The organism is Streptomyces sp. NPDC005805, assembly GCF_040630445.1.
Lineage (GTDB): Bacteria > Actinomycetota > Actinomycetes > Streptomycetales > Streptomycetaceae > Streptomyces.
Genome location: NZ_JBEXXN010000020.1, coordinates 53,732 through 71,892 on the forward strand (window position 1 = coordinate 53,732; position 18,161 = coordinate 71,892).

Annotated in this window: 14 protein-coding genes; 3 read left to right on the forward strand and 11 right to left on the reverse strand. The window is 68.0% G+C overall.

Annotation, left to right across the window (positions count from 1 at the left end; translation table 11 throughout):
- Positions 1 to 36: 36 nt before the first annotated feature.
- The 4 genes from ABZ457_RS14065 to ABZ457_RS14080 form a co-directional block, all read right to left on the reverse strand.
- Positions 37 to 1,446: an ATP-binding protein gene (locus tag ABZ457_RS14065; RefSeq protein WP_359157497.1), complete on the reverse strand. Its 1,410-nt coding sequence runs from the start codon at positions 1,444 to 1,446 to the stop codon at positions 37 to 39.
- Positions 1,447 to 1,474: 28 nt separating this feature from the next.
- Complete coding sequence (locus tag ABZ457_RS14070) at positions 1,475 to 2,155, reverse strand: hypothetical protein (RefSeq protein ID WP_359157499.1); 681 nt, start codon at positions 2,153 to 2,155, stop codon at positions 1,475 to 1,477.
- Positions 2,155 to 2,463 (reverse strand): DUF6112 family protein, encoded by a 309-nt coding sequence (locus tag ABZ457_RS14075; protein WP_011029048.1) that lies wholly within the window; start codon positions 2,461 to 2,463, stop codon positions 2,155 to 2,157. The genes ABZ457_RS14070 and ABZ457_RS14075 overlap by 1 nt, the downstream gene beginning before the upstream one ends.
- 88 nt (positions 2,464 to 2,551) lie before the next feature.
- Positions 2,552 to 3,694 (reverse strand): C40 family peptidase, encoded by a 1,143-nt coding sequence (locus ABZ457_RS14080; RefSeq protein WP_359157501.1) that lies wholly within the window; start codon positions 3,692 to 3,694, stop codon positions 2,552 to 2,554.
- 580 nt (positions 3,695 to 4,274) lie between these two features.
- Here ABZ457_RS14080 and ABZ457_RS14085 point away from each other — a divergent pair.
- Positions 4,275 to 5,021 carry a site-specific DNA-methyltransferase gene (locus ABZ457_RS14085; protein ID WP_359157503.1) on the forward strand — a complete coding sequence of 249 codons (747 nt, stop codon included), beginning with the start codon at positions 4,275 to 4,277 and terminating at the stop codon, positions 5,019 to 5,021.
- A 99-nt stretch (positions 5,022 to 5,120) separates the two neighbouring features.
- On the opposite strand, the gene ABZ457_RS14090 is transcribed toward ABZ457_RS14085, so the two are convergent.
- Positions 5,121 to 6,056 (reverse strand): DUF5655 domain-containing protein, encoded by a 936-nt coding sequence (locus ABZ457_RS14090; protein ID WP_359157505.1) that lies wholly within the window; start codon positions 6,054 to 6,056, stop codon positions 5,121 to 5,123.
- A gap of 390 nt (positions 6,057 to 6,446) precedes the next feature.
- On the opposite strand from ABZ457_RS14090, the gene dcm reads away from it, so the two are divergent.
- Entirely contained in the window at positions 6,447 to 8,429 is a 1,983-nt protein-coding gene (gene dcm, locus ABZ457_RS14095; RefSeq protein WP_037876650.1) for a DNA (cytosine-5-)-methyltransferase, read from the forward strand.
- Here dcm and ABZ457_RS14100 read toward each other — a convergent pair.
- Positions 8,344 to 8,838: a very short patch repair endonuclease gene (locus ABZ457_RS14100; protein WP_358889635.1), complete on the reverse strand. Its 495-nt coding sequence runs from the start codon at positions 8,836 to 8,838 to the stop codon at positions 8,344 to 8,346. The two genes, dcm and ABZ457_RS14100, sit on opposite strands and share 86 nt — an antisense overlap.
- Positions 8,839 to 8,893: 55 nt before the next feature.
- Here ABZ457_RS14100 and ABZ457_RS14105 point away from each other — a divergent pair, with 55 nt between their 5' ends.
- Positions 8,894 to 9,082: an AbrB/MazE/SpoVT family DNA-binding domain-containing protein gene (locus ABZ457_RS14105; RefSeq protein ID WP_037876646.1), complete on the forward strand. Its 189-nt coding sequence runs from the start codon at positions 8,894 to 8,896 to the stop codon at positions 9,080 to 9,082.
- A 19-nt stretch (positions 9,083 to 9,101) separates the two neighbouring features.
- Here ABZ457_RS14105 and ABZ457_RS14110 read toward each other — a convergent pair whose 3' ends face one another.
- The 5 genes from ABZ457_RS14110 to ABZ457_RS14130 form a co-directional block, all read right to left on the reverse strand.
- Complete coding sequence (locus ABZ457_RS14110; protein WP_359157508.1) at positions 9,102 to 11,111, reverse strand: AIPR family protein; 2,010 nt, start codon at positions 11,109 to 11,111, stop codon at positions 9,102 to 9,104.
- Positions 11,104 to 12,114 (reverse strand): PD-(D/E)XK motif protein, encoded by a 1,011-nt coding sequence (locus tag ABZ457_RS14115; RefSeq protein ID WP_359157511.1) that lies wholly within the window; start codon positions 12,112 to 12,114, stop codon positions 11,104 to 11,106. The genes ABZ457_RS14110 and ABZ457_RS14115 overlap by 8 nt, the downstream gene beginning before the upstream one ends.
- On the reverse strand, positions 12,111 to 14,894 hold the full coding sequence (locus ABZ457_RS14120; protein ID WP_359157513.1) for a Z1 domain-containing protein: 2,784 nt from the start codon (positions 14,892 to 14,894) through the stop codon (positions 12,111 to 12,113). The genes ABZ457_RS14115 and ABZ457_RS14120 overlap by 4 nt, the downstream gene beginning before the upstream one ends.
- 64 nt (positions 14,895 to 14,958) lie before the next feature.
- On the reverse strand, positions 14,959 to 16,434 hold the full coding sequence (locus ABZ457_RS14125; protein WP_359157597.1) for an ATP-binding protein: 1,476 nt from the start codon (positions 16,432 to 16,434) through the stop codon (positions 14,959 to 14,961).
- A gap of 183 nt (positions 16,435 to 16,617) precedes the next feature.
- A complete protein-coding gene (locus ABZ457_RS14130; protein WP_359157515.1) occupies positions 16,618 to 18,033 on the reverse strand; it encodes a hypothetical protein in 1,416 nt (471 codons plus the stop codon).
- Positions 18,034 to 18,161 lie beyond the last annotated feature (128 nt).

Consider the following 18,161-nt stretch of genomic DNA (forward strand, 5'->3'; position numbering starts at 1 on the left):
CGCCGTGGAGTGCGGCCCGCCCCCGGGGGATGTGGGTCAGGAACCCGACGGCGGCTGGGTGGGATACACCCAGTTCGTCGGCGTCGCGGAGCCGGTGGCCGACGGACCGGACCCGGATGCCGGAGTGCCCGAGGCCGAAGGTCCGGGGTCGGCCGGCGGCATGGAGGTCATGTCGCCGCCCGGAGCCGATGCGGCTGCGAGGTGACCGGAGCCGCCCGCAACGCCTTGGGCAGCCGATTCGGGCCCTTCCGGTTCGTCCTCACCAGGACGTGTGATCAGTGGTGGGATCCCGGGGCGCTGGATCAGAGCCCGGCCCTTGTCGCCGCTCGCGTCCGGGTCTTCGCCGTACCGGAAGCGGGTCTGCTGCTTGGGCGGCCCGGCGTCGATGCCCTCCTTGCTGAGGTTGCCGCCGGAGGGGTTGATGCCGGAGGCGACGCCATCGGTGCCCGCGCCCGGGACCTGGTTCGGCCCCTGCGGAGCGGGGGCGCCGGTACCGGCCCGCATCGCGAGGCTGCCTGCGGTCTTCGCGGCTCCTGCGGCGACCGCCATGCCGGCGACACCGGTGCGGTGCATGTCGTCGTGGCCGCCGCCGTCGCTGGCCCAGTGGACGAACTTGTACGTCGCGTAGGGGCAGAGCAACACCAGGACCATCACGACGATGCCGGCCATCGCGTCGGACAGGGCCGCCATTCCGTCGCTGGCGTCGGTCTTGCCCATGGCGGAGACGCCGATCAGGAAGACCACGGTCATCAACAGCTTGGAGACGATCAGGGTTCCTGTGGCCTCGATCCAGCCGCGCCGCCACCGTTTGGCGACTTCCCAGCCGCCGCCCGCCCCGGCGAACACCGCGAGCGCGACCATGATCAGGACGCCGACCTTGCGGGCCACCATCACGCCCCAGTAGAGGAAGGCACCGATCGCGCACCCGAAGGCCACCAGCGCGGGCACACCCCAGCCGAGGCCGTACATGGCCCCCATCTGATCAACCTTGATCACACGACGGATCGCGTCGTCGATCGAGGTGTTGGCGGCTTTGAAGAGGCCGTCGGACAGTGCGTCCACCACGGTGATGGCGACGGTCGTGAAGGCGATGGCGGAGAAGCTGAACAGGACTCCGGTCATGGTGCCGAACGCCGCCTTGGCGAGGGCACGTTCGTCTCGGCGCCAGGCCGCGGTCATGAGTTGGATGCAGAAGATGCCGACGGTCAGGGCGAGGCCGATGGGCAGCAGCAGCTCGTAGTTGTCGCGGAACCACCCGGCGTTGAGGTCGATGGCCGTCGTCTTGTTGACGGCCTTGGCGGCAAGGTCGGCCGCGCTGGACGCCAGCTCGCCTGCCGACTTCGCGATCCACGCGCCGAGACCGTCGGTGACGGTGCCGGCGGGGTTGGTGGCGAAGTCGACAGCGCCGCACACCTTGTCCATCAGCGGGAAGTCGCAGACTCCCATGGGTCGTACCTCCGTTCTGGGGCGAGGGTCAGGGCGCGACGGACGGCATGACGCCGACCAGGGCGCAGGGGTGGTTGGGCCGGCACTGGACCGCGAGGGTGGTGGAGCGGCTCTCCGCGCCGCCGGCGGCCGAGCCCTTCCAGCGAATCGACTGCTTGCCGGAGACCGTGACGGCGTAGACGTACGCCTGGGTGATCGCCCCGGGGTCGTCCTGGAGGGCTTGGGTGAAGGCGTGCGGGAAGTGCCCCTCGTTGATCTTGGCGGTGGCGACCTGTTTGTTGGCCGCCATCTCCTTCCACAGCACGGCAGAGGGGACCGCCTGGTCGACGGAGGCCGGGTCGGCGTACTTCGACTCCGTGGTCAGCCAGCCGCGCAGCGCCTTGCGCAGCTCGGGCTGCGAGTACGCGCGGGTGTCGTACGACCACAGCGCTGCGGCGGCGGCCTTCCCGTACGTGATCGGGTCGTGGGTTTTCGGCGGAACGGGCAGGGCGTGGGGCCTGGTGTGCGGCCCGGACGGCGCCGCGGTCGACGAGGATGCCGTGGGCGAACTCGGCGGTGGGGAAGCGGTATCGGAGGGGCTTCGGCCCTCGCGGGTGAGGTAGGCGGCCAGGCCGACGAGGGCGACGAGCACCGCCAGGACGGCAGTGCCGAGCAGCGCCCGGCGGCGCACGCGAGATGCGCCGCCGGGGTGGGTGGAGTGCTGAGCCATCAGTGGACCTGCGTCCCGAGCGTCGAGAAGAACGCCACTACACCGTTGGCCGCACCGAGAAGAAGGGCCGCGCCAGCGCTGACCAGCACGCCCTTCTTCCCGTTCGCCTCGGCCTGGTGACCACCGGAGTGGTGACCCCAGGCCCACACGCCTGCACTGACGGCGAGGGCTCCGACCACGGCGATGAGTCCGAACAAGTTGATCGAGCCCATCACCTGCTTGAGGACGTTGAGGCCAGGGAGCCCGCCCTCGTTGGGCTTGATTCCGGGGTCGTAGGCGAGCTGTATGACCTGTTCAGCGAGATACATGGGAACTCCAGTTCGAATGAGCGCACGCCAAAGCCCGGAGGGGCGAACCAGCGGTGCGAGAGGAGGTGAGGAGGGGGAGGAGCGCCGGTCAGACGACTCGGCGGGCCGCGAGAATCCGCGATTTCCAGGACGCGACGGTGGTGATCCGCACGACGTCACCGGTGTGCGGGGCGTGGACGATCAGGCCCTGCCCGATCGCCATCCCGACGTGTTCCGGTACGGCGGCCGTCCCCTCGGTGAAGAGGAGGTCGCCCGGCTTGAGAGCATCGACCGAGACGGCCTTGCCGTCCTTGACCTGCGTATACGTGGTCCGCGTCAGGGTGACCCCGGCGGCCTTGTACGCGCCCTGCATCAGGGAGGAGCAGTCGCAGCGGCCCATCGGGTTCTTGCCGTGGGAGTCGGTGCACGTGCCGCCCCACTGATACGGGGTGCCGAGCTGGCCGAGCGCCCACCGGATCGCCGTCTGTACCTTCGGCGGCGCGGAGGCGGGAATCCTGTACTCCTTCGGCAGTGCACCCGCCGGGATGGTGCCGAAGTCCGTCCCGTCGCCGTCCGCCGAACAACCCCCCGCGGAATCGGGAGAGGGGCTGCCGGTGTCGGCAGAGCCGGACGGCGACGGGCTCGGCGATGCGTCGGCCTTCTGCAGCAGGGGCTCGATGGCCTTCTGCAGGGCGGTGGCCAGCGGCTCCCATTTGGCGTACGCCTCCGGGAAGCCCGACTTCTGTACCGCCTGCGCGGCCTGGGTGACAGAGAGGGACTGCCAGCCGGAGACCTTCTTGAGCCCCTCGTAGAACTTCGTCGAGGCGTGCACCGGGTCGAGGATCTGGCTGGCCGTACCCCAGCCCATCGACGGCCGCTGCTGGAAGAGACCCAGCGAATCGCGGTCGCCGTAGGTCAGGTTCCGCAGGCCGCTCTCCTGCAGCGCGGTCGCCAGGGCGACGACCTGCCCTCGGGCGGGGATGTTCATCGCAACGCCCGTGGCCTGGATCGTCTTGGCGTTGGGCACTTGGTCGGCAGGCGCGTCCAGCCCCGGCACGGAGACCGAGCCCTTGTCGCCGCCGTCCAGGATGGCCTTCACCTGCTTGGCGACGGCGGAGGCGTCCACACCCTGTGCACCGTCGGTCGAGCACGAGGCCGAGGCGGTCCCGGCGCCGATGCCGAGGATCGGCAGTGCCAGCAGGAGTGGTCCGGTGGCGCACAGACCGACGAGGGCTCCCGTCGTCTTCTTCACGGCCGCCGCCGTTCAGCGCGACGGCGGTGCGGACGGGGCGAGGGAGGTGGGTCGGGGCGCGGGTGTGTCAGGGCATGCTGCATCGCAGCGGCTCCTCGGTGTTCGAAGGAGACACGGTGCCGACTTCTCGTGCAAAGCCGTCGGCACCGCGCCGATGTGCATCCGCCTCTCGGCGGGCCCGGGTCAGAGGAGTTGGTAGCTCCAGGACGCCGGTTTCAGGTCACGCGCGGCAGCCAGCCGCGCTCGTAATCTCAGGCAGTGCACAGGGGCCTCCTCATGGTGCTCGCGGGCAGATGGGCAACATGCCTCCGACGCTGCTCGATTGGACGAGGCAGCACGGATAAGCACAGCTCAGCGGGGGTGGAGCAGCGCTCCTTCCCGGTGGCACGGCGAGACAGTAGACCGGGATTCCGGCCGCGCCAAACGACTGCCATCCAGGAGCCCGAAGCAGGGAGCCACCTCGTTAGGCGCGGCCGGAATTCGCCGTTAACCTCCGCTGCAACCTCGCACCGGATGCACGCCGTTGAGCGCTGTCCGGAGCAGGTCCAGACTCCGCCGCGCCCGAAGAGAGGCCCTCCCCATGAGCTACACGCTGCACCGAGGCGACGCCCTGACCATCCTGAAGTCCCTCCCGGACGAGAGCGTCCAGGCGGTGATCACCGATCCGCCGTACAACTCCGGGGGCCGCACCAGCTCCGACCGGACCGGCCGTACCGCACGTGCCAAGTACGTCACGAGCAACTCGACGCACGACCTCGCTAACTTCCCCGGCGAGAACCGTGACCAGCGCTCCTACCGCTCCTGGCTCACCGAACTTCTCACCGAGGCGTACCGGGCCTCGACCGAGCACGCGGTCGCGATGGTCTTCACCGACTGGCGCCAGGAGCCGACCACCTCCGACGCCCTGCAGATGGCGGGATGGACCTGGAGCGGCACGATTCCGTGGATCAAGCCGTCCAGTCGGCCCCGCAAGGGCGGGCCGAAGCAGGACTCGGAGTTCATCATCTGGGGCGTCAAGGGCTCCCTCGACAACACCCGCGATCTCTACCTGCCGGGGCACTACATCGCCTCCCAGCCCCGCAAGGGCCGGGTTCACATCACCCAGAAGCCGGTCGAGGTAATGCAGCAGCTCGTCCAGGTCTGCCCCGAGGGCGGCACCGTCCTTGACCCGTTCACCGGCAGCGGCTCCACAGGGGTCGCGGCCCTGCGCGAGGGACGCCGCTTCGTGGGCGTCGAGCTGTCCGCGCACTACGCGGACGTCGCGGAGGAGCGGCTGCGGGCCGAGCTGACGAAGGACGACTTCGAGCTGGCCGGACCGGAGGCATGACCGTGAGAGCGGAGAGAGGCCAGGGCCGGCGGCCCACAGACGCCAAAGGGGCGGCTGGAGCATCGACTAACCGATGCACCAGCCGCCCCTCCTGTTACGTCAGGCCGCCTCGAACGCCCGCCGGATCAGCGGCGCCGCCTTCTCCAAGTCGGCTGCCGAGACGACGCGGACCTCCAGGTCGCCGGTCCCGAGGTGTCCGATACCGCGCATGTCCCGGGTGAAGCCCTCCTCCAACTCGACCGTGTCCGGGTCGAGTCTGAGGTACACCAGGATCGCCTCGTGCTTCGGACGGAAGATCACCGACGCCACGTTCACCAACCGCCGGTAGGCGATGTAGTGCCGCAGCGACGCGACCTCCACCTCGCCCCATGCCGTGAGCGCCTCGTCCAGTTCCGCGTACAGGTCCCGCAGGCACTCCGGCACCGCTCCTCCACCCGCAGGCGGAGAGACCGTCGAAGCCGTCGGCACGCTGTCTGCCACGGGTGCCCGCTCCCGGCCCCGGCGAGAGGAGGCAGCGCTCGGGAAGCCGGTCGCGGAGTCCACGAGCAGCAGCCCCAGCAGGCCACCGTCGAAGATCCGGTAGCGCACCAGGTCGATCCGTTCGGGCAACCTCTGCACCGCCACCCGGTCGTGGTGCGAGAAGCCCGCCGCGATGCAGATCATCCGCGGACGACGCCAGTCGACGGACTCGGCCACCTCCGCCCCCAGCACCTTCCGCACGAGCGCCTCGAACTCGTGGTGCGCCGATTCCAGCCAGGACAGGTAGGAGACCGCCTGGGACATCACCCCGCTGTCCGAGCCCTTCTTGAACTCGATCACCACCGGACTGCCGTTCTCATCGAGCCCCAGGGTGTCGATCCGCCCCCGGTGCCAAGGCCCGGTCGGATACTCCGAGGCCAGGAAACGGACGCCCAGCATCTGCTCCAGGCCGGCCTCGACCCGCCGCTGCAGCTCCACCTCCAGCGCCACCGTAGAGCTTGACAGCTCGACATCCCGTCCGTCCGCGTCCCGTCGGAACATCATCAGCTCGGCCACCAGCGCCCCTCCCGCGATCTCTACAGAGGGCAATCAAGGGGACGCCGCGGGTATTCCGCATCGGGTAGCGGGAAGGGCAGGCAGCTCGACCATGGGATTGGCCGAATGCAGGACACCGACATTGCCTCGGGGCGGGAGCCGAGCCCGCAGGGTAGCTCGAATGGCGAGAGCTCCGATGGTCTTGTCAGTGTTTGTCCGTATGGTTGACCCTCTCCAGCGTTACTGGGGGGTTGCTTTCCAATACAGGGGTGGGTGCCGCGTAATATTCTCGGGGCGCCTGTGGCGTCCTAATCGATCCAGCCATCCGAGGTGGACGCCGGATTCTTGATCTTGCCAGAGGTTGTGTGATCTCCTGGTGCTCGTTCTTCTCGTCCGATGGAGGTTGGCGCAGTGCGCAGGCAGCACTATGGGGTGCCTCTGGAGCGGAGCGACTGTCTGGAGCTCAGGCGTCACAGGAACAGTTGCAAGCCCGAGAACTTCGGCAAGTGGCTCGGTGGCTTCGGTGCTGGCAAGCGTCTGGCCGTCGACCTCTTCTCCGGAGCGGGTGGACTGAGCCTCGGACTGGAGCGAGCCGGGTGGACGGTCGCGGCCGCGGTCGACTTCGACGAGCGCGCGCTCCAGACGCACGCTGCGAACTTCCCCGGCATGAGTCTCCACATGGATCTGGGTAATCCTGACGAGCGTGACAGGCTCGTCGAGATGCTGGCGCCCGCCAAGATCGATCTGGTGGCCGGAGGCCCGCCATGCCAGCCGTTCAGCAGGGCTGGCCGGAGCAAGATCCGCAGCCTCGTGGAGCATCACGGTCGTGATCCCCATGATCGCCGCAAGGAGCTGTGGAGCGCCTACCTCGACGTCGTGAAGCGCCTCCGGCCGCGTGCGGTCCTCATGGAGAACGTGCCGGACATGGGTCTCGGCGACGACTTCTTCGTGGTGCGCACCATCGAGGAGCAGCTGGAGGACCTCGGATACGCGACGCAGGTCCGTCTCGTCGATGCGTGGAAGTACGGCGTTCCGCAGCACAGGAAGCGACTGATCCTGCTCGCGAGGAACGACGTGGAGCGCTTCTCGTGGCGGCAGGAGCTGGAGCACGATCAGCGGACCACGCTGCGTGACGCCATCGGTGACCTGCCGGTGCTGCCTGTCGTGCCCACCGAGCGTGTCGGGCAGCGCGAACTCCCGTACGAGGAACCGTCCGAGCTTTCCAAGTTCGCTCAGGACATGCGTAAGTGGGCGCGCAAGGACCGGGTGTGGGACCACATGACCCGACGGGTCCGGAAGGACGACGCGGAGATCTTCTCCAGCATGGACTCCAAGACCCTGTACTCGCAGATCACCCCGGAACTGCAGCGCTACAAGGCCGACCACTTCACGGACAAGTACAAGAAGCTCGACTGGGCGGACCTCAGCAGGTCGATCACCGCACACATCGCCAAGGACGGCTACTGGTACATCCACCCGGACCAGGACCAGCCGCGCACCCTCACCGTGCGGGAGGCCGCGCGAGTGCAGACGTTCCCGGACAGGTTCCGCTTCGCCGGGACGCGCAGTGACGCCTTCCGCCAGATCGGTAACGCTGTGCCGCCCCTTCTTGGCGAGGCTGCCGCGGAGGCCCTGCTGCCCGTAGTTGACGAGCAGCCGACCGAGGGGGGACTCCAGCCGCACTGGCGCACGGTGCGAAGGGATCTGACCGCCTGGGCCGAAGCACGGCGTGAGTCGGAGGACTGGTACCAGCTTCCGGGCAAGCAGATGTCCGGCTTGCAGGCCGCCGTCGTAGCCATACTGTCCGGGACCCGGATCCAGCCCGCGCAGCTGGCGGAGATGGTTGAGGCCGTGCGGGGACAGACGTCCCTTAGCAAGGCCGCACTCGAGACGCTTACTGCGGCGGCGCCCTCCGAGGCTGCGAAGGCCCGGGTCGCCCGGCTCACCGCGGTGATCGATCAGTCGAGCGTCTGGGCCGACGAGGAGAAGGTCCGCGAGCAGTTGAAGCTGAAGCCGGCTGAGGCGACGGTGTACCGGCTGCTGGTCGGCGAGGACCTCCTGTGGGTCGGGCAGGGGGCGCTGCGCGTCGCCGCCCGTCTGCACGGCAGTGATTCGGATCGCACGAACAGGCTGAGCGACGGTCGAGTGGATCTGGTTAAGCTCGTTGGAGCCGGCGAGGACGCGCCTCTGCGTATGGCGGCGCTCCGGCTCATCGGAAGCAGCTTCTGCCGGGCCAAGGAGCCGCTCTGCGAGGTGTGCCCCCTGAGTAAGTACTGCGTCGCCAGGGAGAGGGTCTCGGGCGACCTGTTCACGGACGCGTTGACCGGTACCCACGGACGGGAGACGGTGCCGACCCAGGCTCGGAAGCCTGTTCGCACAACTGGGCGACGCTGAGCGCGGCGCGCTCGACGTCCGCCCGGATATCGCACTCCCAGACACGGACTACAGTCCACCCAGCGGCCTCGGCTGCCGCGGTGTTCCGGCGGTCGCGCTCCTTGTTGGTCTCGATCTTCGCCTCCCACAAGGCGGCGTTCGGGCCGCGGAAGGTCTTCGGCCCGTGCACAGGACATCCGTGCCAGAAGCACCCGTCGACGAACACCGCCACGTCGTACCTGGGCAGGACGAAGTCCGCCGTGCAACGGGCAGCCACCTTGCGCTGTAGACGGAACCGGAGGCCGAGCCGGTGCACGGCACGCCGGAGGGCCATCTCCGGCTTCGTGTCGCGGGCGCGCCGACCGCGCAGATGGCCGCTCAGTTCGGTGCTGACCCACTGCGTGCTCGTGGTGTCCTCACGTGCTGCCATACCTCAGCCCCAGCCCGTCGTCGGCCTACGAGTGTGAGGGTGCCACACTCGTCCCATGCTTCGTGAACCGGCGGAACTCCGTGTCGACGATCAGGGGCGCGTCGAGCTCCCCATTGGCCTGCTCGCGGAGGCTGGCATCGCACCCGGGGCAGACCTCCTGGCCTTCAGCGACGGAGACGGACGGATCGTGCTCCGCCGCGCCGAGGACGCCATGAGGGACCTGCTCGAGCGCGGGGAGCTCTGAGGGCCGGGACGCGTCGGACCTACGGGCCAGGCACGAACCCGAGCGAAAACGCCTCGTTGCGCGCGTGCAGCGCCTGCACCGCCTGCGGCTCGGGAACCTCCTGCCCGAGCTCGAGTCGCCGACCGACGTACTGCGCGAGCTGCCGCTGTGAGGGATCCAGGTTATGCGTTTCCTTCGCCCATCGCTCGATGGCGTACCACTCGTCCGCCGGGACCGACGTCACCTCGTCGCTCGCCCCGCGGTCGCCTTCCGCTCCGCCCGCGAGGGCCTCGTCGTCCAGCGGGTGATCACGGAGCTCTGCCTTCAGAGCGTCAGGCACGGACCAGGGCACGCGGGAGACGGCGTCCCAGCAGGCGGGCTTCTTGGCCCACTCGCCCACGTGGTTGCCCTCACGTGGCTTGGTGACGACCCGCATGACTCGGGGGCACAGATCGTCGATCGCGGTTTCGAGGGCTGACGAGACCCTCTGTTCACGCCAGATCCTGTCGAGATCGATGCGCTGTTCCGTGGCGAGCGCCAGACGGGCCATGGTGTAGGTCGTGATCATGCTCTTGTAGCTGCCCGCCTCGTGGTTCGCCGCGACGCGGTCGACTGCCTTGAAGAGGACCGCCATCGCGATCACGCGCTGGCAGTAGCGGACGTCGACCCGTGGGGGCGCCTCGCCGATCCGGTCCATGAACGCGACGAAGTTCTTCTGCGCGCCGCGGCTGACGCTGAACGGGAGGAGGCTCCAGGAGTTGACGTACTTCGCGAGGTCCGCCTTCGTGAACTTCCGACTGGTCGGGTTGAGCTTCTTGAAGGTGCGCTGCTTCGCCGGTGTCCGGGCCTTGGCCACCTCGTCGGTGTACTGGCCGCGCGCCCTCTCGTAGAACCAGTGGGTCTCCTGGCCACTGCCGTCCGTCGCCGGCGCCCATAGAGATCGGGTGATCCGCTGGACGGCCACGTGGTACGCGTGGTTCGAGCTGAAGTCGACGAGCGTGACGCGATTCTGGGTGTTGGAGTACTCGGAGATCATCGGGACGATCTCCGAGAGCCGCTCGGGAGAGACCTCCGTCAGCTTCATCTGGACAGCCACGTGAGACAGGTCGGCCTTGTCCCGGCTCGAGGCGTAGTGCAACGAGGCCGTGGTCTGACCACCGTTCACCACTTGGAGCCCGTGCACCCGGGAGATGCCCGTGGGGGTGCCGTCCGGGCCGTGCACGAAGTCGACCTGAGACGCGGTTGCCGTGATGCCGTTGTTGTACGCCAGGAACCTGCCCGGTGAGTTCAGCAGGGTCTCCCTGATTCCCCGGTTGACCGATCCTCGGGCCTGCAGGAAGGACCGGACGTTCAACTCGAGAAGTCTGGTCCCGTACTCCCCGTACAGTTCGGCCAGTCTCTGGCCAGGGATCACTGCCATGGTCACCGAGTGGTCCGGCTCGCTGCTGGGTGCCGAGACACAGGGCAGCGGAGGGTCGAACGAGACCACGATGGGCTCGCTGATGCTGCCGGACGTCTCGTGACGGTGCAGCCGCGCCAGGTCCCATACCTCGTGTGTCACGGGAAGGCCGTCGAACTCGGTGGGCGGGAAGGAGGTACTCGTGCCGACGCGGTTGCTGAGCAGGAAGAGCCGGATCCTCCGTACCTCGGTGAGCGCCTTCTCCACTGCCGCGCACATGTCGTACACGTCGAAGGACTCGTCGATGTGCTGACGCAGGCCCTCCCGACACCGGCGGACGAACGTCAGCAGGCGCCTGAACGCGGTCTCAGCCTGTCCCTTCGTGAGTTTGGACTCCAGCGGGTCGAGGTCGAAGTCGGTCACGAAGAGGTCCAGGCACTCCCCGGAGTCCCCGATGCCGTATCCGTGCACGAGATGACCGTGGGCCGAGTGGTAGGCGGTGAACGTGTTGGACACGATGCCGGCCCGTTCCAGGTCCTCGAACACGCGCCGCGTGAACGCCTCCGGGGTGGTGGTCCCCTCAGCGTCGGCAGTGGCCTGGACGTCCGCGACGACGTCGTGGGCGTACTGGGACAGGTCGAGCTCAGGCATGGGGTCCCCCGATCAGTGCGGCCACTTCGTCGGTCGTGGCGCGGTGGTGGTCAAGCCCCGAGGTGCTCACGTGGTACGAGCACTCACCGACCCCCTCGGGGAGATCTGCCTCGACGAGTCTCGGGAAATTCTCTCCCACGTGCCAGAAGCGCAGGTCGCGAACGGTGTAGCGAGGCTCCTCGTACACGTCTCGCTGGCCGGGGAGATAGCCGGCCTGCACGAGACGACCGTCGAAGGCGGCTCGGACGCCAGGACTCGTGAGTTGCTCGCGTATGCGGTCCACCAGGCGGTTCAGACTCTCTCCTGATCCACCCCGCCGTTCGTCGAGCATCGCCAACGCCAACAGAAGCGCAGGCGTCCCGGTGTCGTCGAGCTGGCGCTCGCTGGCGATCCGGATGCTGCGGGGTCGCTTGGCGGCGCTGGCCTTCACCTCGACGGCGACTCCGGGCAGATGGAAGTCCTGGTTGGCTCCGCTCGGCCCCGTCCATGCGTCGACGGCCTCGGTCGGCCTGACGACGGGCAGGATGTGGTCGCGCAGCACCAGGAGCTCGCCGACGAGTCCACGACGGGCCTCAGGGCCAAGACCGTCTCTGCCGACGGCGCGAAGGAGGTCCTGCCACCGCTCGAACCTCTCCACCGCTGCTGTCAGGGCTGCTGCGGCCCCAGGGGCCTCTCGGACCGTGTCAGCCACGTCCGTGACGAGCGGGTTGAACACCTCTCGCAGCTCGTCTGCGGTGAGGACCACTTGGAGCTCGTACTCGAGACGCGAGACGGCGCTCACGTTCATCTCCAGCCCGGCAGCGCGAGGCAACTGGCGTACGGAGCGCACGATGTGGTCGGCGGAGCGGGCGTCGGCCCTGAGCACGAGCATGCGCTGCTGCGCTGGGTGGGAGACGGAGAGGAAGACGTCCAGCGGGGCGTCTGGGTACAGGCGGATACGGGACCTGCCCGGGGCCCCCTGGGGTGCCTCCAGGTCACGCCACTCGGCTTCGGTGACGGTCACTCCCCGTCCTCCTCGTCATCGAGGGCGTCAAGGCCCTCCTTCTGCCAGACGGCGTTGACCACGTACTCGGTGTCGGACTGGTGCTCGGAGCGAGGAAAGCTCACCTTGAAACCGACCAGCGGCGGCCGAACAGGACTGTCCTCGGTCGCCGGCCGCTCGACCAGGTAGACGAGCAGCAGTGCCTGGTCCGCTCGGCGTTGCCAGCGGACGTGGTCTCCCGAAGGCGACTGGGGCACCCTCTCCCGCTTCTTGATGGCTGCGGCCTTCTGGGTCGCTTCCAGGGCGGCGTCCACCTGGTCGGGATCAAGATCGAAGCGGTACTCGTCGGGAGGGCTGAGCAGTCGGCGGATCGTGTACCGCCCGTCGTTGTCGACGTCGTTGAGCGCCGCGCGCTCCACGGGCCCCAGGCTGTAACCGGAGATGTCCTGCGGGTCCTTGGCTGCCTGCTTGCCGACCAGGACAACCGTCCACTGCGGGAGCTCACCTACGGCCACGCACTGTTCGATGTACTTCGCGATGAAACGGGGGCGGACCCTTTGGGCCATGCGGTCGGTCTCGTAACGCGTGAGAAAGTCCACGATGGCGTCGGAGGGCACCTGCTTCCACGTCACGTTGGCCCCCGGCGTCGTCTGATCGCCGGTGGCCAGACCGTCGAGTCTCCGGACGAAGTCTCCGAGTACTTTGAGGTTGTGTTCCGGGATCCCGTCGGAGACGTTGAAGATCACCGTCTCCGGCCCCTCCCCGGAGTAGCTGAGCATGACCTTTGTACCCTGGCGCATCTTGTTGGCAGCCGTGACAGCGAGGCCCAGAGAGGAGGCGCGGACCTTGAGACCGAAGTGCCTCGGACTGAGGTTCAACGCTGCCATCTCCTCGACCTCTCGACGCAGTTCGTCGGTCGCGGCAGTCACCTCGATGTACTTCGCTTGAAGATCGGGAGTGGTGTACAGGCGGCAGAGATCCTCGTGCCCCGGCCGGTATCCGAACCAGCGTCCCATCTGGAGCAGGGTGTCGTACGTGCTGGAAGTGCGCAGGTAGTAGCTGACCGTCAGCCCCTCCAGCGTGAGACCCCGGGAGAGCTTCTGGCCTCCGATCGCGATGACCGAGAGACCGGTCCTGCGGTGCTCGTAGTAGTCGAGTGCGTCGCGGGAGGCGCCGTTGACCGTCTTGACCACGATCTTCCGTAGCGCGGGCATGAGCTGGCTCGACACGTCCTCCCAGGTGACGCGTCGGGCCTCGTCCGCGGGGAAGTGGTCCGTGGTGGGGACGAAGTCCCGCTCCCACAGGGCCCGGAACTCGGCCATGCGCTGCGGTGCCTGCCCGTACCGGTCGCGGAGCGAGTCCACGAGGAGCCGCAGGTAGTCGTCCACCTGGTCGCGGACGATCCCCTGGACCGCCGTGAAGCGCGTGACGTGCACAAGCATGGAGTTGTGCACCTTCGTCTGTCCACGCACCCGCCGCGCAGCGCTGGCGAGGACGAACGAGGAGATCGCCTCCCGGAGGGACCGCGGAAGGTCGTCGGAAGGGACGAAGGAGGACTTGTGCTTGCTCGGGATCCAGCTCTCGGCGTCGTCCACGGGGCGTACGAGCGGAAGCGGGGGCACGTCCTCGTCGTCGTCGTTGTCGACCTGGAGACCGAACACCCTCTCCGGGCCCAGGTAGTTGGTCGGCGAGGGCAGGGTGCGGATGAAGCTGTCGGGAAAGAGGTCGGTGCCGAGTTCGGCGTGGTCGACGTCGGGATCGATGTAGATGTTGGCGAACGGGGTGGCGGTGTACCCGACGTACGCCGACTTCTCGAAGCTCTTCATGAGCTCGCGGATCGCGCCGTTGGTCTTGGTCGGATCCGCGTCGGGATCGCGCTCGGTGTTGATGGAGGCGTTGTCCGCCTCGTCGTCGATGACGAACAGCGGGATGTCGCGTACGACCTTGTTCCCGCTCTCGTCCTCCGTGCCCTGGACCTCGGTCACCCACGTCCGCAGGTATTCGAGGATCTTCCAGTGCTTCTTGACGACGAGGACGACCGGAAAACGGCCGAGCGGGAAGTTGACGGCGTTGGCCGCCTGTCGGCCGAAGTCGCCCTTCTCGGAACTGTTGGTGGGGGACGCGATGTCGAGCTTCCTGGCACCCGGCATCCTGCCGGCGCCCATGAGACGGGACTTACCGTTCTGGTTGGACCGTTGCTGGTGCTGGGTGTCGAAACCCAAGAGTCCCTCGTCGACACGCAACTGGGTCTGGCTCCGGAGGTCGTTGTGGATGCCGGCGAGGATCACCACGAACTGGTACCCCGCGTCCACGGCCTTCGCGGCGAGCCCGATGTACTGGCCGGTCTTGCCCGACTGGACCTGTCCGATCACCAGGCCCGTCCGGCGCCACGAGCCGACACGGCGCGGGTCCTCGAGCTGGCTCAGGACCTCGTCCGTGCTCTGGTCCAGTCGGCGCACGACGAGCGGCGGGAGGTTGCGGACGTCCTCCAGGTAACGGCGGTAGCGTTCCCAGAAGTCCCAGGCTCGGTCGTTCTTGGCTTCGGGCAGCCAGGGCTCGTGTCCGCTGTCGCTTTCCAGCCCGGAGGAGCCCTCCTGGAAGACCGCCGTCAGGACCTCGATCTCCTTGGCCAGCTGGTCACGGTCGAGGACCTCTCCCTGGCCGGCCAGCATCCCGAAGATGACGGTGACCGCGTTCTGCACCTCGTCCGGCGTCGGCTGACGGTCCTGCGACAGTAGTGCGAGAACCAGGCGACGGGCCTTGGCAAGGGACTCGAGAGAGTCCTCGGGGGTGGAACTCACAGCAGACCTCCGGCTGGGCGGGAACGGCATGGGGCAGGCTAGGGGCGGGCACTGACAACGGGGCTCACCCGTTCCAGAAGCCCTGCATCTGGTCGAAGGGGGGCATCGTCCGGAGGCGTTCGCGAGCGGCCGCAGGCGAGCGGCCGTCTGAGACCAGTGCCTCGTAGATGCGCTGTGCGACCTCCGTGGCCTCGGCGTCGGCAGGCCCGGGGCCCCCGAAGGGCTCGGGGTCGTCGCTGGTGTCCGTCTCGTGCATCACGCGGAGGGCGGTGACCGGCACCGTCTCCTCGAGCAGACGGATCAGGGCACGTACGTCATCCGAACCGGCACCACCAGAGCGCAGAGCTGCCTTCACCAGGGGGTGGCCCCGGTTGATCCGGCAGGTGACCTGGTCGTCGATACGGCGGACGTTCCACGCGTACACGAGCGGATCCCCGTGTGTGCGCGCAGCGATCTGCCCGCGGTGCCGAAGCACGTCGGCGGCCCTTCTCCTGGCCTGCAGGGCGATGCGCCGTAGATGAGAACGCAGTGCGACGGGCGGGACGACACTGGACTTCCGGACGTCGACCCCCCATTCGACATCCGTCTCGGCGGGGATGTCCACGGCGATCCGTGCCAGGTTGTACTTCTCCTCGCGGCGCAACCCGCGCTGTCCCAGCCAGTCACCGGCAAGGATCAGACGGTCCCGGCGGTACACGTAGAACCCCTGTTGGTCGAGCCACCCACGCGGGCCGCCGGCCTTCTCGTACTCGTCCGGGGTGAGCCTCTGGGCACTGGGAAGGACGAACGCCTCCACCCGTACGGAACCCGCCCCCAACCGCAGACGCTCGACTGGAAGCGGTTGTACGGACGGGTGACGGGACAGGAACGGATCCCAGGGCTCGACGGGGCTGCCCGACACACGCAGGTTGCGACGTCGGCTTCCGGTGAGGAACCTGCCGAAGACCATGCCCAGGTGGGACTCCGTGCGGGCTGCCTCCGCGTAGAACTGCTTCTGTGTCCGCTCGTCCTCCACCGTCACCGCGTCGACGTGGTAGCCGTTGAGGCGCCGCCACAACACGACGGTGCCGTGGTCCGCCTCACCCCGGATCCGGTCGAGCAACTCGCTGGTCGTCTCGTCCGCGCCGCGTAGCAGTCGCCACTCACCTGACCTCTCGACGACGTCGAGGTCCCATGTGCGTACGTGCCATTCGCCGGTGGTGGCGGTGGCGACGGTGAGCTGCCGGGCCTGGGAGAACGAGGCCGACTTGAGGCCGACGCCGAAGCGGCCCAGGTCCGTTGCACTCCGGGGCGTCGCAGGGCCTCGCGCGGCCACGGTCATGGCGGTCACGAGCTCGTCGGCGGTCATCCCGGCGCCGTCGTCGGCAACGGCGATCCACGAGTCCTGCCCGGCCCAGGTGAACTCGACGTCGATGGTCGACGCCCCAGCGGAGACGCTGTTGTCGACGAGATCCGCGATGGCGGCAGGCAAGGAGTACCCGAGCGAACTGAGCGAGGCGACCATGCCCGCCGGCTCCGGAGCCGCTATGTCGTACATCACGCCGAGTTTCCAGCCTACTTCCGATTTCTGGTGTTGGATGTTATTATCCACCAGCATCGCCACCTGCAGGGGACGAATCTCTGTCCCGATAGGACGCACGAGCACCGTGTTCTCGGTGGTTCGCCTGGTTGACCCGGACGAGTTCTCATGTCGCGTCAGAGAGCCGATGATAAGGCTGACTCGCTACCCGAAGCGGGGGCGCCAAGAGCTCGTGCGTATCCCGAGCGCGTCGATGTGTACTTGGTGTCGGCCCACGGTGATCGACTGTTTCCGCACGTCGAAGTGCACCCCTCTGGCCGGGAGATCCGGGTTCCTCAGGGCGGTCACCAAGGAACCGAGGTCGGGCGGCGTCCCCAGCGCCTGCACGTAACGAAGAGAGGTGGCGTGCATGTCCGGAACAGGAAGAGGGCGCGTGGTGAGCTGCTGCGGCGTGCCGACGCACCAGGTCCAGCTGATCGAGTCGAACGAGGGCCAATCTCGCGGCAGACGAGCACTGGCGGCACCCGATCGGAGCTCGCCTCTGAGGCGGTCCAACTGCGCTGCTGCAGAACTGATCCAGCTCTCGATCTTCATGCCTTCGTGCAGGGACAGGGCTTCGATCGGCCACTTGATCTCGAGGCAGAGGCCGAGCCGGCGGACCGGGTCCACGACGACCACGTCCAGATCGCCGGCAGACCCGCCGTCGGTCCTGGCAGCCGGGATGCGCTCGGCTACCAGGGCGCCCGGGGTGGCGCGCAGCCACTCCGTCCAGGCCGTCGCACGTGCACCCTGCGCCCTTCCGATGCGGCCGAATCCACCGGGCGCATGAGTGGCTGAGCGAAGCATGATCGCGTCCACGGCCCTCGGCGTCAGGAGGGGCGGACAGATGATCACGACGTCGTCGTGGCTGATGAGGGGGGAGGTCCTGCAGGACCTGCCGGGTCGGTAGGTGAGTCTCTCCAACACGAGAGCCTGGTGCGCCTCGGACACGTCCGGGCACATCTCCGCGATGACGGCGAGCAGCCGGGAGGTCGGCATGTGCGCGAGCGTCGCCTCCAGACGGGAAAGCCTGTGCGCGGTGTACTCACTCAGGGAGGCGATTCCCATGATCACAGCCAGCACGCTGGTCATGTCACCGGCGGTCATTCCATCTCCGAGTTCGAAGGAGTCGGGAACCTGGCCCTCGGGCAACGACTGCCGGTACACCTCGATCGTCGCAGCGGCCCGCTGGACAGCTGCCTCGAGGACCTCCGGCGGTGGACCACTACGAAAGTCGACGACTCGGGACGAGATCCACTTCCGCTCCACGTCGGAGAGCAGGGGCACGCCCGTGGGACGCGCGTCCTGCTCGAGGAGCATGTCGGCTACCTCGGCCGAAGCGTCCCAGCGATGACGCACGCGGAAGTCGCCTCTCGTCATGCGAACGTCGTAGGCGCCGCTCCGAATACTGGCCTCCAGGGGGCCGAACCGCTGAGCTGCCACCGCGGCGAGGACGATCTCGTCGGCGTCCTCCTGCGAGCACGCACCTGTGCCGACGGGTTGGTCGTGATGCCACGCGACGAGTTGCGCGAGAACGCTTTCCCACGGAACGTCCGTCGTGACTCCCGAGGCGATACCCATCGCACGGACTCTGGTCGCGGTCCGGAGCAGGTCGTAGATCCGCTCCGGACCGGAATTCCATCCACTCAGCGCTCGGGCTTGGTCCCGGGCGTCGGCAAGGACGCCCAGCAGCTCTTGTTCTGGTCTCA

Coding starts and splice junctions, on each gene's coding strand:
- ABZ457_RS14065 (WP_359157497.1), bottom strand. CDS start 1,446: ATGGGAGTCTGCGACTTCCCGCTGATGGACAAGGTGTGCGGCGCTGTC.
- ABZ457_RS14070 (WP_359157499.1), bottom strand. CDS start 2,155: ATGGCTCAGCACTCCACCCACCCCGGCGGCGCATCTCGCGTGCGCCGC.
- ABZ457_RS14075 (WP_011029048.1), bottom strand. CDS start 2,463: ATGTATCTCGCTGAACAGGTCATACAGCTCGCCTACGACCCCGGAATC.
- ABZ457_RS14085 (WP_359157503.1), top strand. CDS start 4,275: ATGAGCTACACGCTGCACCGAGGCGACGCCCTGACCATCCTGAAGTCC.
- ABZ457_RS14100 (WP_358889635.1), bottom strand. CDS start 8,838: ATGGCAGCACGTGAGGACACCACGAGCACGCAGTGGGTCAGCACCGAA.
- ABZ457_RS14105 (WP_037876646.1), top strand. CDS start 8,894: ATGCTTCGTGAACCGGCGGAACTCCGTGTCGACGATCAGGGGCGCGTC.
- ABZ457_RS14110 (WP_359157508.1), bottom strand. CDS start 11,111: ATGCCTGAGCTCGACCTGTCCCAGTACGCCCACGACGTCGTCGCGGAC.
- ABZ457_RS14130 (WP_359157515.1), bottom strand. CDS start 18,033: ATGGGTATCGCCTCGGGAGTCACGACGGACGTTCCGTGGGAAAGCGTT.